Source organism: Sphingomonas sp. (assembly GCF_035555815.1).
GTDB lineage: Bacteria > Pseudomonadota > Alphaproteobacteria > Sphingomonadales > Sphingomonadaceae > Sphingomonas.
The window spans coordinates 48,181-64,357 of the sequence record NZ_DATMGG010000184.1 but is presented as its reverse complement, the minus strand read 5'-3'; the positions used below and the strand labels follow the sequence as shown (position 1 = coordinate 64,357).

The window sequence follows — 16,177 nt, the reverse complement described above, 5'->3', positions numbered from 1 at the left end:
CGACAAGCTCAGCACGAACGGGAAGGCTGGTGCCATTCAATCCGCCTTCGTCACCCTCACCGCGCGCCGGCGTTCTTCAGCACGGGTTCGAGCTGCGACCACGACACGACGCCGTCGACCGGCTTGTCGCCCAGCAGGAAGGTGGGCGTGCCGTTGACCTTGCCGCTGTTGCCGGCGTCGCCGGTGATCTTGGCCAGCGCGTCGATCGCCTTGGTATCGCTCAGGCACGCGCGCGCCTTGGCCTCGGGCACGCCGCGCTGCTTGATGAAGTCGATCAGGCCCATCTTTTCGGCCCATCCGGTCGCCACCACCGCCGGCGGCTTGCCCTCCAGGCTGGCGAGGAACGCCTTGTCGCCGATCGCGGCTTCCTGCTTTTCGAGATAGCTCAGCTGGTTCTGGTACATCTGCTCGAGGATGACGAAGAACGCATCGGTGCCGACGCAGGTGCCGAGCAGGCTGGCCGCCAGATCGGGCGGGCCGTGGACCATGAATTCGCGGAATTCATAGCTGACCTTGCCGGTCGAGACGTAATTGTCCTCGAGCGGCTTCATCCCCTCACGGCCGAACGCGCCGCAGGTCGGGCAGGTGCGCGAGCCATATTCGACCAGCTTGATCGGTGCGTTGGGATTGCCCAGCCGATAGCCTTCGGCGGTCTTTTCGACCACTTCGGTCCATTGCTTGCCGGCGGGGGCCTGGGCGCCGGCGACCGGCGCCGCTTCGGTGGCGTTGCCGCCGCCCGATCCGCCGCCGCACCCGGCGAGCGCGACCAGCGCGGGCGCCAGCACGGCAAGGGCGAGGATATTGCGCATGGTCGAACTCTCCTTATCGGGCGCCGGCGGCGCGAAGCTTGGGCTCAAGGTGCGCCCAGTCATAGGTATCGGCGGCGAGCGTGCCGTTGATCTCGAACCCCGGCGTGCCGGAGATCTTGGCAAAGGCCGCGTCGGTCATCTTGAGCAGCGGATCGAGCGTGCCCTGCCCGGTAAAGCAGGCGGTGAGCGCGGCCGGGGTCACGCCGTGCTGCGCGCCGATCGCGGCGAGCCCGCTGTTGTCGGCGATCGCGCGGAGCTGGGCGGCCTGCGGCATCGCCTTGACCGCGTCCAGATTGGCCTGCACCCAGGCCTGCCCGCGCGTCAGCCACCCCTCCTGCCCGGCGAAGATCGCGCCGCCCAGCGCCTGGAAACGGCGCGGCCCGCCGCAGCGCGCCACCACCCACGCCGCCAGATCGAACGGATCGCGCACCGCGCTGCGCGTCTCGACCCGGACCGATCCGTTGCGGACCATCACGTCGTGCAGCACCGCCTTTGATTCGGCGAAGAAATGGCCGCAGTGCGGACAGGTGAAGCTGAGATATTCGACCAGCGCGACCTTCGCCGCCGGATTGCCGACGGTGAAGCCGCCGGTGACCGGGGCGACGCCGGTGTTGGTGCGCCAGTCGCGGGCCGGTTGCGGGGCGGCGGCGGTGAGGAGCGCGCCGAACAGCAGCGCGAGCAGGATTCGCATCAGTTGATCTTGCCGATCTTGGGGATGGAGGTGGCACCGACACCGGCGGCGAGCCCTTCGAGCACCGCCTTGAGTTCGGGATCGGCGATGGTGCGCAGGCTCTCGCCCAGCTCGACCGGCACCGGCCGCACGGCGGGCGGCGCGACGCGGCGCGGGCGCTTGATCTCACCGTGGCGGATCACGATCCGCTCGACCGCGGCATAGCCGAAGAAGCGATTGACCCGATCGACGATCTCCGGCCCGATATGCTGCATCATCGTCGCATGCGCGCCGGTGACCGTCAGCGTCAGCGTGCCGCGCGTACGCTCACCGTGGGGGAAGCGGATCGAATCGGGGGCGGAGACACGGGCGTATTTCTCCCCGACGATCTCCGGCCAGCGGCTGATCACCGACGACTGGACGAAACCGAAGCGGCGGAACGCGGCGCGGCCGACGTCGGGCAGCAGTTCGCTGACCTGACGGGCGCGATTCGCGCGCGGCGGCGGATCGCTGGCGGGGACGCTGGGTTTCGGCATCGTGCCTACCCATGCCATAGGGCGCGGGTGTCCGCAAAGCCCCCGCTCTCCCGACGACTGCTGGCCTGGTACGATGCGAACGCACGGGTGCTGCCGTGGCGCGCGCCGCCGGGTGCCAACGCCGCCGATCCCTATCGCGTGTGGCTGTCGGAGGTGATGCTCCAGCAAACCACCGTCGCCGCCGTCGCCCCGCGATTCGCGGCGTGGATCGCGCGCTGGCCCGACGTCGAAAGCCTGGCCGCCGCCGATGATGCCGACGTGATGGCGGCATGGGCCGGGCTTGGCTATTACGCACGGGCGCGCAACCTGCTCGCCTGCGCCCGCGCGGTGGTGGCGCGCGGCGGTTTCCCGGACGACGAGGCGGGGCTGCGCGCCCTGCCAGGCATCGGCGACTATACCGCCGCCGCGGTCGCCGCGATCGCGTTTGGCCGGCGCGCGGTGGCGATCGACGCCAACGTCCAGCGCGTGGTCGCGCGGCTGTTCGCGCTGGCCGACAAGGGCGCGGTGCCGGCCCATGCCGATGCGATCACTCCCGATACCCGCGCCGGTGATTTCGCGCAGGCGATGATGGACCTGGGCAGTGCGATCTGCACCCCGCGCGCGCCGAAATGCCTGTTGTGCCCGCTGCGCGACGATTGCCGGGGATTTGCCAGCGGCACGCCCGAGGCGTTTCCGGCGCGCGCGGAGAAGAAGGCGCGGCCGACGCGGCACGGCACGATTTTCTGGCTGCGGCGCGGCGGCGAGGTGCTGCTGGTGCGCCGCCCGCCGCGCGGTCTGCTGGGCGGGATGCGCGCGCTGCCGACCGGGCCGTGGAGCGAAGTGCCGCCGGGGCTGGCCGACGCGCCGGCGGCGGCGGCGTGGCGCTGGCTGGAGGCGGACGTGGTCCATGTCTTCACCCATTTCCGCCTCGAATGCCGTCTTGCGGCTGCCACGATCGCGGCGCAGGAAGAGGTGGTCGACGGCGAATGGTGGCCGATCGCCGATCTGGAATCGGCGGGGCTGCCCAGCCTGTTCGTTCATGCGGCGGAAGCGTTCGGGAGAGAGCGATGCGAATGAAACTGATGATGGCGATCCTGCTGGCGGGCAGCATGGGCGGCGCGGCGCTGGCACGGCAGGCGCAACCCGCGCCCCGGCCGGCCCCTCCGGCGGCGGCCCCCGCCGCGATCGGCCAGTATCCCGCGCTCAAGACGCTGCTCGACCGCTATGTCGCCGAGGACAAGACGCCGGGCGTCGTCGCCGCGATCGGCGAGGGCACCGCCCCGCCGAGCTTCATCGTCGCCGGACGCGTCGGCAGCGCGGCCGGTGCCGCCCCCGCCTCCCCCGACAGCCTGTGGCGGGTCTATTCGATGACCAAGCCGATCACCGCGATGGCGGCGATGATGCTGATCGAGGACGGCAAGATGTCGCTCGACCAGCCGGTCAGCGACTTCATCCCGGCGTTCAGGGACATGAAGGTGCTGACCGATCCGGCGAACAGCCTGGCATCGCGCCCGGCGGCGCGGCCGATCACCATCCGCCACCTGCTCACCCACACCGCCGGCCTGGGCTACAACATCATTACCAAGGGGCCGCTGCTCGACGAGTACAACAAGCGCGGCATCAACCCGGCGCAGGTCAACGCCGGGATGGAGCCGGACATGCGCAAGGTCCGCCCGGAAACGCTCCAGGCGTTCGCCGAGCGGGTGGCGACGCTGCCGCTGATCGCCGATCCGGGGACGGTGTGGAGCTATTCGATCGGGCTCGACGTGATGGGCGCGGTGATCGAGAAGGCGAGCGGGATGAGCTTCGACGCGTTCCTGCAACAGCGGATGTTCGGCCCGCTGGGGATGCGATCGACGTTCTGGACGGTGCCGCAGGCCGACGTCGGGCGACTGGCCGACAACTATGCCTGGGTCGGCGACAATCGCGTGCCGTTCGATCCGGCGGCGACCTCGGTCTATCTCCAGCCGCCGAGCTTTCCCTATGGCGGCGCGGGGCTGGTGATGTCGGCGCGCGATTACGATCGCTTCCTCCAGATGCTGGCCGGCGGCGGCGCGGTCGACGGCGTGCGGGTGATGAAGGCGCAGACCGTCGCGGTGGCGATGTCGAACCTGCTGCCGGCGGGGGTGACGTTCAGCGGGGTGGCCGGGGGCACCGGCGGCGATACCAATCCGCTGCAGGGCTATGGCGCGGGCGGATCGGTCTATCTGCGCGACGTGCCGGGGGGTGCCGGCAAGGGCACCTATGGCTGGGGCGGCGCGGCGGGCACGGTTGCCTGGGTCGATCCGACGCGCAAGCTGCGCGGGACGATCATGGTCAATTACTTCCCGTCGGACAAATGGCCGCTGCGCGCCGACGTGATCCAGGCGCTGTACGCCGACCATCGTCCGTGACGCTGGCGCCCGTGAGCCCGGCATCCGTGACCCCGGCGCCGGCGACCCCGCGTCCCGGCTTCACCGGCGGCTGGCTCGACCGCGCCGATCATGTCCGTACCGATCCCGACGCGCTGGCGGCGGCGGCGGGCGACTGGCGCGCGCGGCTGCTCAAGCTCGACGGCGGATTCGACCCGGCGATCGACGCCGACGGGCGGCTGGTGTGGACCAGCCTGGCCGACGCGGACGAGGACGGCGCGCTGCTGTTCCTCGGCCTCGACGATCGCGGCCGGCCGCATTTCGCGGAGAGCCGGCCGGGCGACCCCGCCGGCGTCGGCCGCTCGCCGGCGCTGTTCGCGATGCTGGCGCGGATGCGCGACGAGGAAGCGGCGGTGTTCGCCGCCGCGCGCCACCTGGCCGACTGGCACGCGCGCCATAGGCACTGCGCGGTGTGCGGCGCGGGCACCGGCCTGATCCGGGGCGGATGGGCGCGGCAATGCCCCGATTGCGCGGCCGAACATTATCCGCGCGTCGACCCGGTCGCGATCATGATCGCCGAGCACGACGGCCGCGCGCTGCTGGGGCGTGGGCCGGGCTGGCCGGCGCGGCGCTATTCGGCGCTGGCCGGCTTCGTCGAGCCGGGCGAGACGATCGAGGAAGCGGTGGCGCGCGAGATCCATGAGGAGGCCGGGGTGCGCGTCGGCGGCGTCCGCTATATCGCCAGCCAGCCGTGGCCGTTTCCCGGATCGCTGATGATCGGCTGTTTCGCGACCGCCGAATCGGATGCACTGACGCTCGACACCAACGAGCTGGAGGACGCGATCTGGGTGACGCGCGCCGAGGCCCGCGCCGCGCTGGCCGGCGACGATGCCGCCCCGTTCCTGCCGCCGCCGCGCTACGCGATCGCCCACACGCTGCTGACGGCGTGGGTCGAGCGCGGGTAGGGTCTCCACCCCCTCCACCAATCCACCAATCCACCAATCCACCAATCCACCAATCCGTCATTCCCGCGCAGGCGGGAATCCGTTCAGGCTGGCCTCACTGAAAGGGCCGCACCCCCTCCGCGAACCGATTCCCGCCTGCGCGGGAATGACGGTGGAAGGGGGGCTACGGCCGCGCGCGGGCCTGCGGATAGGTGCCGAGCAGCCGCACCCATTTGGTGTGGAAGCCCAGTTCCTCCAGCGCGCGATCGACCGCAGGATCGCCGGGGCGGCCGACGATGTCGGCGTAGAATTCGGTCGCGGCGAAGCTGGCGCCGCGCTGGTAGCTTTCCAGCTTGGTCATGTTGACGCCGTTGGTCGCGAAGCCGCCCAGCGCCTTGTACAGCGCGGCGGGGATGTTCTTCACCTCGAAGATGAAGGTCGTCATGAACGGTCCGTCGCCCGCCAGCGGACGGGGCTCGCGTTCCAGCAGGACGAACCGGGTGGTGTTGTCGTCCGAATCGGCGATCTCGCCCGCCAGCGTCTGAAGCCCGTAGATCGCCGCCGCGCCGGGCGGGGCGAGCGCCGCCACCGTCGGATCGGCCAGTTCCGCCACCATCGCCGCCGCGCCGGCGGTATCGGGATAGGCGATCGGCGAAATGCCGTTGGCGCGCAGCCAGTGGCGGCACTGGCCGAGCGCCTGCGGATGGCTCATCGCCTCCTTCACCGCCTCCTGCGGGCCCGGCCCCATCAGCGCGTAGCGGATCGGCAGGAAATGCTCGCCGGTGATCACCAGCCCCGATTCGGGCAGCAGGAAATGGATGTCGGCGACCCGGCCGTGCAGCGAATTCTCGATCGGGATGATCGCGCGATCGGCCGTCCCGTCCTGCACCGCCTCGATCGCGTCGGAGAAATCGAAGCACGGCAGCGGCAGGCCGTCGGGAAACACCTCCAGCGCGGCGATGTGGCTGTTGGCGCCCGGCGCGCCCTGAAACGCGACCGCGCGCTGCGGCGCGGCGGCGGCGGCGGCGGCCATGCTGGCGACGATCGGACGGGCGGGTGCGGCGAAATTTTCCATGTAGGCCCTGGCTGTCGATGGGAGGCCGGCCCGGCGGGAAACGGGGCGCGGCGCGTGCCGCCCTAGGGCGGGCGGCCGATCGCGGCAAGCCGTCGCGGCGGGCCGGGTCGAGAGACAGCCGCGGGCCCGCGTGCGGTGGGAAAGGCAACCCGGCTTGCGGTGGGAAGGCAAGCCCGCTTGCGGTGCCGAAATGCCCGCCCTAAAGAGCCCGCGTAATCTTCACCTGAACAACCGGCGGGCAAATGGACAATCGGAGCAATACGATCGCGGGCTGGGCGCTGGCGGCATGTGTCACCGCACTGGGCCTGTCGATCGTGAGCGGCATGGCGTTTCACGGCGAGAAGTCCGAAAAGATGGGCTATCCGATCGAGGGCGTCGAGGCTGCCGGCGGCGGCGCCGCCGCCGAGAAGCCGATCGCGGCGCTGCTGGCGACCGCCGATCCGGCCAAGGGCGCCGACGTCTTCAAGAAGTGCGCCGCGTGCCACACGATCAATCAGGGCGGCGCCAACGGCATCGGCCCGAACCTCTACGCCACGCTGGGCGACGAGATCGCGCACGGCAAGGCCGGCTTCGCCTTCTCCGACGCGCTGAAGAAGGTCGGCGGGTCGTGGAATTTCGAGAACATGAACGCATGGCTGAAAAGCCCGCGCAAGTTCGCCGACGGCACCAAGATGACCTTCGCCGGCCTGGGCAATGCCGAGGAACGCGCCAACATCATCGCCTATCTGAACCAGCAGGGCTCGAACCTGCCGCTCCCCGCCGCCCCGGCGGAGGAGGCCGCGCCGGCCGAGGCCGATGCCGCGACCAAGGCGGGCGAGGCCGGCGAGACCGGCAACGTCGCCAATGCCGGCACGATGGCGCCCGGCGCGCCGTCGGTCGACAAGGCGGCGGCGGTGCAGGCGGAAAAGAAGACCGACTGACCCCGCATACCGCCGAGCCCCCGGCGCCATGGCCCGCGCGGGCCGGTGCGGGGTCGAAGGCTCCGTGCGACGCTGTCGGGCAACGGCGAACCCGGCCCGCCGCGTCGCACGGCAACTCCTACGGGACGATCGGGTCGCCCCGGTCGCGGTAGAAGTCGCGCACCACGTCCCAGCCCTCCTGCGCGGTCTCGACATAGGTGAACAGATTGAGGTCGCGGTGGCTGATCACGCCCTCGTCGCACAGCGCCTCGAAGTTCACCACGCGCTCCCAGAACGCGCGGCCATAGAGCAGCACCGGGATCGGCGCGATCTTGCCGGTCTGGATCAGCGTCAGCAGCTCGAACAGCTCATCGAACGTGCCGAACCCGCCGGGGAACGCCGCCAGCGCGCGGGCGTGGAGCAAGAAATGCATCTTGCGCAGCGCGAAATAGTGGAACTGCAGGCTGAGGCGCGGCGTGACATAGGGATTGGGCGCCTGTTCGTGCGGCAGCACGATGTTGAGCCCGATCGATTCGGCGTCGACGTCGGTCGCGCCGCGATTGGCCGCCTCCATGATCGACGGCCCGCCGCCCGAACACACCACGAAGTGGCGCTTGCCCGCCTCATCGACCGGAAAGCTGCTGGCCAGCCGCGCCAGTTCGCGCGCGACCTCGTAATAATGCGCCTTGGCGGCCAAGCTCTCGGCGACCGCGCGGGCCGGCCCCTCGGGCGCGGCGGCGACGGCGGCGGCGGCATGGTCGGGTGAAGGGATGCGGGCGGAGCCATAGAAGACGAAGGTCGAGGCGATATTCGCCTCCTCCAGCACCAGCTCGGGCTTGAGCAGCTCGAGCTGGAAGCGCACCGGCCGCAGATCCTCGCGCAGCAGGAAATCCATGTCCTGGAAGGCGAGGCGATAGGCCGGGTTTTCGGTCTGGGGGGTGCTGACGCCGTGCTTGGCGGTCTCCGCATCCTGCTTGGCGCGCGGGAAAACCCGCGACGGAACTTTGGTATCTGTCATTTTCATGGGGTTTAGCGAAACCCGCGCGGCTTGGCTATCGGCAGAACGGACCCCGCCCCATGTCGAGGTGCAGATGGTTGTAGTGCGCGGCGTTATAGTCGGGGCCGAGCACCGTCCCGAACCGCTTGCAGGCGGAGGCGTGGATCGTCGCGAGGAAGCGGCGCACCGCCGGATCGGCGTTACGCCAGTCACGCTCGATGCTGATCCGGCGGCCGTCGGCGAGCACGAAGGCGGCTATGTCGACCGCGTTGGCGGTGGCATGTTCGGACAATCGCCCCGCCGACGCCGCGCCCCCGCCGACGATGCCGCGACAGGCATAGGTGCCGAAACTCTCGACCTTGACCACCGGGCTGCCGAGGATCTCGCTCGCCGCCGGCACCACGCCGTGTCGTACCCAGGCGACGAAGGTGCGGCTGAGCGGACAGGCCATCGCGGTCAGGTTGCTGGTCGGCACGCCGAAATCGATCAGCTGCACCGCCCCGCGCACCGTGCAGCCGCCGCCATAGTCGCGATCGGGGAGCGGCGAGAAGCGCACCTCCTGTCCCGACAGATCGGCGAAACACTGGCGCGTTTCGGACGACGGCGCCGAGGGCAGCGTTACCGGCGCGCTGCCGCGCGGCCGCTCACGCGGCCGATCGCCGCCGCACCCGGCGAGCAGTGCCGCAACCGCCAGACCCGCTATCCACCCCTTGCCCATGCCAGCCCAGTATCGGCCGGCGATGAACCCTGGCCTAACGCTATGCGGACACCCGTTCTTCAAGCGCGGCGGCCTGCGCCGTGGAGAGGCGGCGGATCAGTGTGATGAAGAGAATGGCGAGCGGCACATCGACAAAAAACGTCGCGACATCGACCCAGTTCGAAAACATCATATCGCCGACGGTATCGCCACGAGCCCAGACGCGCGGCGAAGCATTTCCGAGTAGATTGGTGACGATCCACAGCCCCCACCACCAGCGCAGCAACGGCGGCACCGGCACCGACGCGGGATCGTCCGGCGCATGGCTCGCCTGCCAGCTTTGAAGCACCCCCTGGAAGGGCATGTACAGCCCGCGACCGGGACGAAAAACCAGATGACGTTCCAGCCCGGCGTCATCGTCATCCAGTCGCTGAACAGGTGGGCGTTGCGGTTGACCCGATAAATCCAACGGAAAGCAATGATCGCGGCCACCACTCCGACGACTGCAAGGCCGATCCCGAGGGCCGCGATCAACAACGTCGATGGCCCATCCAGCTGATCGAGGGCCAGCGAATCGGGCTCGGCCGGGTCCAGCCCGGAAAAGCGCACGAGCTGGTAGACGCAGCTGAGCGTGTAAAGAGCTTCGAGCGAGAGGTAGGTGTAGACGAACGCGATCGCAACTTTCCCGAGCGCGACCGGGTCGCGCGGCATGTCCTGATCCATCCCGATGGCTCTCCCCCCTTGGCCAAGAATCACCACCGCGCAGGCATTGTCCAGCCAAAGCCGATTGACACGCCGCCGAACGCCGTTAGGGCCGCCGACGGGCCACGCGGTCCCAACGCCGCGCGTGCTCTCTGTAAGGAGAGTCTACATGACTGACACGACCGTTACCGACGCCACGATTCCGTCCGCCGCCAAGCCCGCCACCCGGCCGGCGCGGCCCTTCTTCTCCTCCGGTCCCTGCGCCAAGCCTCCCGGCTGGGCCGCCGACAAGCTGGCCACCGATTCGCTCGGCCGCTCGCACCGCTCGAAGATCGGCAAGGCGCGGCTGCAACATGCCATCGACCTGATGCGCGAGATGCTCCAGCTGCCCGATACCCACCGCATCGGCATCGTCCCCGGTTCGGATACCGGCGCGTTCGAGATGGCGATGTGGACGATGCTGGGCGCGCGCGGCGTGACCACGCTGGCCTGGGAAAGCTTTGGTGAAGGTTGGGTCACCGATGCGGTCAAGCAATTGAAGCTCGAACCGACCGTGATCCGCGCCGATTACGGGCAGCTGCCCGACCTCGACAAGGTCGACTGGTCGGACGACGTGCTGTTCACCTGGAACGGCACCACCAGTGGCGTGCGCGTGCCCGACGGCGAGTGGATTCCGGCCGATCGCGAGGGGCTGAGCTTCGCCGATGCGACCAGCGCGGTGTTCGCCTATGACCTGCCGTGGGACAAGATCGATGTCGCCACGTTCAGCTGGCAGAAGGTGCTGGGCGGCGAAGGCGGCCACGGCGTGCTGATCCTGGGGCCGCGCGCGGTCGAGCGGCTGACCGAATACACCCCCGCCTGGCCGCTGCCCAAGGTGTTCCGCCTGGTCTCCAAGGGCGCGCTGGCCGAGGGCGTGTTCAAGGGCGAGACGATCAACACCCCGTCGATGCTGGCGGTCGAGGACGCGATCTTTGCGCTGGAATGGGCGAAGTCGCTGGGCGGGCTGCACGGGCTGATCGCGCGCAGCGACGCCAATGCCGCCGCGCTCGACAAGATCGTCGCGCACCGCGACTGGCTGGGCCATCTCGCGGTCGATCGCGGCATCCGATCGCGCACCAGCGTGTGCCTGACGGTGGAAGGCGCCGACGAGGCGTTCATCAAGACCATGGCCGGGCTGCTGGAAAAGGAAGGCGCCGCGCTGGACGTCGCCGGATATCGCGACGCCCCGGCGGGCCTGCGCATCTGGTGCGGCGCGACCGTCGACACCGCCGATATCGAGGCGCTCGGCCCGTGGCTCGACTGGGCCTACGCGACCGCCAAGGCCGGCTGACCCTCTTCCTCCGTTCGCCCTGAGCTTGTCGAAGGGCCGCACGTCTTCTCGACCGTTCAAGAAGGGCGGGGCTTCGACAGGCTCAGCCCGAACGGTTTTCCTTTAAGGATTTCCATATGCCCAAGGTTCTGATTTCCGACAAAATGGACCCCAACGCCGCCGCCATCTTTCGCGCCCGCGGCATCGAGGTCGACGAGATCACCGGCAAGACGCCGGACGAGCTGACCGCGATCATCGGCCAGTATGACGGACTCGCCATCCGCAGCTCGACCAAGGTGACCAAGGCGATCCTGGATGCCGCGACCAACCTGAAGGTGGTCGGGCGCGCCGGCATCGGCGTCGACAACGTCGACATCCCCAACGCGTCGGCCAAGGGCGTGGTGGTGATGAACACCCCGTTCGGCAATTCGATCACCACCGCCGAACACGCGATCGCGCTGATGTTCGCGCTCGCCCGCCAGCTGCCCGAGGCCGACGCGTCGACCCAGGCCGGCAAGTGGGAGAAGAACCGCTTCATGGGCGTCGAGCTGACGTCGAAGGTGCTCGGACTGATCGGCGCCGGCAACATCGGTTCGATCGTCGCCGACCGCGCGCTGGGCCTGCGCATGAAGGTGGTCGCCTATGACCCGTTCCTGAGCCCCGAGCGCGCGATCGAGATGGGCGTGGAAAAGGTCGAGCTGGAGGAACTGCTCGCCCGCGCCGACTTCATCACGCTGCACACCCCGCTGACCGACCAGACGCGCAACATCCTGTCGGCGGAGAACCTGGCCAAGACCAAGAAGGGCGTGCGGATCATCAATTGCGCGCGCGGCGGCCTGATCGACGAGGCGGCGCTGAAGGAGGGGCTGGATTCGGGACAGATCGGCGGCGCCGCGCTCGACGTGTTCGTGACCGAGCCGGCGAAGGAATCGCCGCTGTTCGGCACCGCCAACTTCATCTCCACCCCGCATCTGGGCGCATCGACCAACGAGGCGCAGGTCAACGTCGCGATCCAGGTCGCCGAGCAGATGGCCGATTTTCTGACGACCGGCGGCGTCACCAACGCGCTCAACATGCCGAGCCTGTCGGCCGAGGAAGCGCCGCGGCTGAAGCCCTATATGGTGCTGGCGGAAAAGCTGGGCAGCCTGGTCGGCCAGCTGGCGACCGGCGCGATCCCGCGCGTGTCGATCCATTCGGAGGGGGCCGCCGCCGAGCTGAACCAGAAGCCGATCGTCAGCGCCGTGCTGGCCGGGTTCCTGCGGACCCAGACCGCGACGGTGAACATGGTCAACGCCCCCTATCTGGCCAAGGAGCGCGGGATCGAGGTGCGCGAGGTCAAGACCGAGCGCGAGGGCGATTACCACACGCTGGTGCGCGTATCGGTCAAGACCGACGCGGGCGAGCGATCGGTCGCGGGCACGCTGTTCGGCAATCAGGCGCCGCGCCTGGTCGAGCTGTTCGGGATCAAGGTCGAGGCCGATCTGGCCGGTCACATGCTGTATGTGGTCAACGAGGACGCGCCGGGCTTCATCGGCCGGCTCGGCTCGCTGCTGGGCGAGGCGGGGGTCAACATCGGCACCTTCCACCTCGGCCGGCGCGAAGCCGGCGGCGAGGCGGTGCTGCTGCTGTCGGTCGACGAGGCGGTGACCGGCGAGCTGATCGCCCGCCTGCGCGCGCTGCCCGGCGTCAAGACCGCGATGGCGCTGGCGTTCTGAGACTGGAGGGGGCGGCCGCCGCGCCGCCCCCCAACCGTCAGCGCCGAACTTGTCGAAGGGCCGCGCTTCTTCTAGCGCACGGTGTCAAAGGACAGGCGGGGCATCGAGGGATGCAGCCGCGAACGGAGTTTTCGCCGCACGATGACCGGTCTGCTTCCCGAGGGTTTCGACGATCGCCTGCCGCCCTTCGCCGATGCGGCGGCGCGGCTGGAGCATGGCGTGCTCGATACCGCGCGGACCCATGGCTATGAGCGGGTCGATCCGCCGCTGGTCGAATATGCCGACGAACTGGCCCGGCGGCTGAAGGCGGGCGCATCGCGCGACGCGGTGCGCTTCGTCGATCCGCTGTCGCAGCGCACGCTGGCGATCCGCCCCGACATCACCGCGCAGGTCGGGCGGATCGCGGCGACGCGCATGGCGCACCACCCGCGCCCGGTGCGGCTGTCCTATGCCGGCCCGGTGCTCAAGCTGCGCGCGTCGGAGCTGCGCCCGGCGCGGACGATGCGCCAGATCGGCGTCGAGCTGATCGGCCTCGACAGCGTCGCGGCGGCGCGCGAGGTGGTGACGGTCGCGGTCGAGGCGCTGGCGGCGGCGGGCGTGCAGGGCGTATCGGTCGATTTCACCCTGCCCGACCTGATCGCGACCCTGGCCGGCGATTCGCTGGCACCAGAGGCGCTGGCGGCGCTGCGCGACGCGCTCGACGCCAAGGACGCGGGGCGCGTCGCCGCGATCGACCGCGCCTATCTGCCACTGATCGAGGCGGCCGGCCCCTTCCCCGCCGCGCTGACCAAATTGCGCGGCCATGCCGCACTCGCCAGCCGGCTCGACGGGCTGGTGGCGATCGCGGAGGCGCTGCCGGCCGGCGTCGGCCTGACCGTCGACCCGACCGAACGCCACGGTTTCGAGTATCAGAGCTGGCTCGGCTTCTCGATCTTCGGGGGCGGCGCGCCGGGCGAGATCGGGCGCGGCGGCAGCTACACCATCGTCCACGACGACGGGAGCGAGGAGCGCGCGGTCGGCGTGACGCTGTTCGCCGATCCGATCCTCGATACGCTGGGGTCCGCGCGCGACCGGCGACGGCTGTTCCTGCCCCCCGGCACCGACGTGGAAACCGGGCGCCAGCTACGCGCGGCGGGCTGGGTCACCGTCGCCGCGCTGACCCGCGACGACACCCCCGAGGCGCAGTTGTGCAGCCACCGGCTGGGCGCCGCCGGCCCCGAGCCGCTCTGACATCGTTGCAGCGATGAAACGGTATCCGATAGCGACGAGTTGTTCTTGATATGTTGTATCATGCCGTCTAGACGACGGCGCATGATCAAATCGTATACCAGTCTTGCCGCCGCCGCCAGCCTGATCGCGCTGGCCGTCGCCGCCCCCGCCACCGCCCAGAACGGCCCCACCGCCGACGGCAGCGAATCGGTGGCGCAGCAGCACGACCACGCCAACGATCCGGGCGACATCGTCGTCACCGGCGCGCTGGAGCGCAGCGAGCGCGACGTGCTGTCCGGCACCTCCGTCGTGTCGGGCGCGGAACTTGCCAAGGATCTGCGCCCGTCGCTGGGCGAGACGCTGGCGCGCCAGCCCGGCGTGTCGGCGACCTCGTTCGGGCCGAGCGCGTCGCGGCCGATCCTGCGCGGTTTCCAGGGCGATCGCGTGCGCGTGCTGACCGACGGCATCGGATCGATCGACGTGTCGAACACCTCGGTCGATCACGCGGTGATCATCGACCCGCTGCTGGCCGAGCGGATCGAGGTGCTGCGCGGGCCGGCGGCGCTGCTGTTCGGATCGTCGGCGGTGGGCGGCGTCGTCAACGTCATCGACACCCGCATCCCGCGCAGCATCCCCGCCGACGGCTATCGCCTGTCGGGCACGGCGACCTATGGATCGGCGGCGAACGAGCGGTCGGGCGGCATGGCCGGCGACGTCGCGGTCGGCGGCCCGTTCGTGCTCCACGCCGACGGCAGCTATTCCAAGTCGGGCGACCTGCGCACCGGCGGCTATCTGCTGTCCCCGGCGATGCGCGCCGCGTCGCTGGCCAGCGCCGCGCTGCCGCAGGACCCGGCCGACGAGCCGATCGATTTTGCCGGCCAGGCCGCGCTCAAGGGGAAGCTGCCGAACAGCGCGGCGGAGACGTGGACCGCCGGGTTCGGCGCGGCGATCGTCACCGACACCGGCAATCTCGGCATTTCGTACAGCCATTACGACAGCTTGTACGGCGTGCCGCTGCGCTATGCGACCGAACCGGGCCAGGAGCAGGAGGCGCCGCGCCTCGACATCGTTCAGAACCGCGTCGACCTGCGCGGCGAGATCGATACCGGCGGCGACATCCTCGACAAGATCCGCCTGCGCGCCGGCCATGCCCAATACCGCCACTATGAGCTGGAGGAGGACGGCGAGGTCGGCACCGCCTTCTACAACAAGGGCACCGAGGCGCGGCTGGAGCTGGTCCAGGCCAGGCGCGGCGCGTGGCTGGGCGCCAGCGGCGTGCAATATTTCAACCGCAACTTCGACGTGCGCGGCGACGAGGCGTTCCTGCCGCGCAACGAGACCAGCCAGATCGGCCTGTTCACGCTGCAGCAGATCGACATGGGCGCGTTCAAGGCGGAGGGCGGCCTGCGCTACGAATCGAGCAGCCTGACGTCGAAGACCGTTGGCGACGACCTGCGCTTCTTCGGCGGATCGCGCCATTTCGACACCGTGTCGGGATCGCTGGGCGCATCCTATGCGGTGACCCCCGACTGGCGTTTCGGCCTCAACCTGTCGCGCACCGAGCGTGCGCCATCGGGCGAGGAGCTGTTCGCCAACGGCGCCCACGCCGGCACGCAGGCGTGGGAACTGGGCAATCCCGATTTCAAGGTCGAGAAGTCGTGGGGGCTGGAAGCGACCGTCCACGGCCACGGCGACGGCTATTCGTTCGACGCGTCGGCCTATTACAACTGGTTCTCCAACTACATCTACGAAACCCAGGTCGCCGAGGGCGTGTGCCAGGCGGCGGCGGACCCGTCCGGCCGCGAGGCCGACCTGCCGTGCTTCCAGTCGTTGCAGGCCGACGCCCGCTACTGGGGGCTGGAGGCGGAGGCTTCGGTGCGGCTCGCCCAGTTCGACGGCTGGACGGTCAACGCCGACGTGCTGGGCGACTACGTCCAGGCCAACATCGTCGACCTGGGGCCGGTGCCGCGCATCCCGCCGATGCGCGTGCTGGGCGGACTGGAGGCGCAGAGCGACGCGATCACCGCGCGGGTCGAGGCCGAGCATGTGTTCAAACAGGACCGCATCGCCGAGTTCGAGACGGTCACCCCGTCCTACACGCTGGTCAACGCCTCCGCATCGTGGAAGCCGACCGGCACCGACAAGCTCAACCTGATCCTGAGCGCGAACAACATCTTCGACGTCGTCGCGCGGCGCCATTCGAGCTTCCTCAAGGATTTCGCCCCGCTGGCCGGGCGCGACATCCGCGTGACGGCGCGGTTCACCCTCTAAAGTGATCTGCGTTA

The 16,177-nt window shown here is 69.8% G+C and carries 14 protein-coding genes and 1 pseudogene; 8 read left to right on the top strand and 7 right to left on the bottom strand.

The features are described from left to right. Positions 1–56: 56 nt before the first annotated feature. Genes VNR91_RS10450 through VNR91_RS10440 form a run of 3 tightly spaced genes read right to left on the bottom strand, consistent with a single transcriptional unit; the run spans position 57 to position 2,015 of the window. Entirely contained in the window at positions 57–809 is a 753-nt protein-coding gene (locus VNR91_RS10450) for a DsbA family protein (protein ID WP_325490702.1), read from the bottom strand. A gap of 13 nt (positions 810–822) precedes the next feature. Then, positions 823–1,500, bottom strand: coding sequence for a DsbA family protein (locus tag VNR91_RS10445; RefSeq protein WP_325490701.1), 678 nt, complete (start codon positions 1,498–1,500; stop codon positions 823–825). Further along, positions 1,500–2,015, bottom strand: a complete 516-nt coding sequence (locus VNR91_RS10440; RefSeq protein ID WP_325490700.1) for a DUF721 domain-containing protein — start codon at positions 2,013–2,015, stop codon at positions 1,500–1,502. Before VNR91_RS10440 ends, VNR91_RS10445 begins: the two co-directional genes overlap by 1 nt. Before the next feature lie 57 nt (positions 2,016–2,072). On the opposite strand from VNR91_RS10440, the gene VNR91_RS10435 reads away from it, so the two are divergent. Genes VNR91_RS10435 through nudC form a run of 3 tightly spaced genes read left to right on the top strand, consistent with a single transcriptional unit; the run spans position 2,073 to position 5,310 of the window. Beyond that, a complete protein-coding gene (locus tag VNR91_RS10435) occupies positions 2,073–3,071 on the top strand; it encodes an A/G-specific adenine glycosylase (protein ID WP_325490739.1) in 999 nt (332 codons plus the stop codon). Then, entirely contained in the window at positions 3,062–4,387 is a 1,326-nt protein-coding gene (locus tag VNR91_RS10430) for a serine hydrolase domain-containing protein (protein WP_414712404.1), read from the top strand. Before VNR91_RS10435 ends, VNR91_RS10430 begins: the two co-directional genes overlap by 10 nt. Before the next feature lie 26 nt (positions 4,388–4,413). Continuing rightward, positions 4,414–5,310 (top strand): NAD(+) diphosphatase, encoded by an 897-nt coding sequence (gene nudC / locus VNR91_RS10425; protein WP_325490699.1) that lies wholly within the window; start codon positions 4,414–4,416, stop codon positions 5,308–5,310. Positions 5,311–5,473: 163 nt separating this feature from the next. Here nudC and VNR91_RS10420 read toward each other — a convergent pair whose 3' ends face one another. After that, on the bottom strand, positions 5,474–6,364 hold the full coding sequence (locus tag VNR91_RS10420; RefSeq protein WP_325490698.1) for a prephenate dehydratase: 891 nt from the start codon (positions 6,362–6,364) through the stop codon (positions 5,474–5,476). Positions 6,365–6,606: 242 nt separating this feature from the next. On the opposite strand from VNR91_RS10420, the gene VNR91_RS10415 reads away from it, so the two are divergent. After that, a complete protein-coding gene (locus tag VNR91_RS10415; RefSeq protein WP_325490697.1) occupies positions 6,607–7,284 on the top strand; it encodes a c-type cytochrome in 678 nt (225 codons plus the stop codon). Between the two features lie 118 nt (positions 7,285–7,402). On the opposite strand, the gene VNR91_RS10410 is transcribed toward VNR91_RS10415, so the two are convergent. The 3 genes and pseudogenes from VNR91_RS10410 to VNR91_RS13550 form a co-directional block, all read right to left on the bottom strand. Then, positions 7,403–8,281: a TIGR00730 family Rossman fold protein gene (locus VNR91_RS10410; RefSeq protein ID WP_325490696.1), complete on the bottom strand. Its 879-nt coding sequence runs from the start codon at positions 8,279–8,281 to the stop codon at positions 7,403–7,405. A 34-nt stretch (positions 8,282–8,315) separates the two neighbouring features. Beyond that, positions 8,316–8,978: an extensin family protein gene (locus VNR91_RS10405; protein WP_325490695.1), complete on the bottom strand. Its 663-nt coding sequence runs from the start codon at positions 8,976–8,978 to the stop codon at positions 8,316–8,318. Positions 8,979–9,018: 40 nt separating this feature from the next. Next, positions 9,019–9,668, bottom strand: a pseudogene (locus VNR91_RS13550) (DUF4328 domain-containing protein). Between the two features lie 160 nt (positions 9,669–9,828). Here VNR91_RS13550 and VNR91_RS10395 point away from each other — a divergent pair. From VNR91_RS10395 to VNR91_RS10380, 4 genes are all read left to right on the top strand, one after another. Next, positions 9,829–10,989: a phosphoserine transaminase gene (locus tag VNR91_RS10395; protein WP_325490693.1), complete on the top strand. Its 1,161-nt coding sequence runs from the start codon at positions 9,829–9,831 to the stop codon at positions 10,987–10,989. 116 nt (positions 10,990–11,105) lie between these two features. Beyond that, complete coding sequence (gene serA / locus VNR91_RS10390) at positions 11,106–12,683, top strand: phosphoglycerate dehydrogenase (RefSeq protein WP_325490692.1); 1,578 nt, start codon at positions 11,106–11,108, stop codon at positions 12,681–12,683. 141 nt (positions 12,684–12,824) lie between these two features. Then, complete coding sequence (locus VNR91_RS10385; protein WP_325490691.1) at positions 12,825–13,913, top strand: ATP phosphoribosyltransferase regulatory subunit; 1,089 nt, start codon at positions 12,825–12,827, stop codon at positions 13,911–13,913. 81 nt (positions 13,914–13,994) lie between these two features. Next, the gene (locus tag VNR91_RS10380; RefSeq protein WP_325490690.1) at positions 13,995–16,163 is read left to right on the top strand and encodes a TonB-dependent receptor; all 2,169 of its coding nucleotides are present in this window, start codon (positions 13,995–13,997) and stop codon (positions 16,161–16,163) included. Positions 16,164–16,177: the final 14 nt, after the last annotated feature.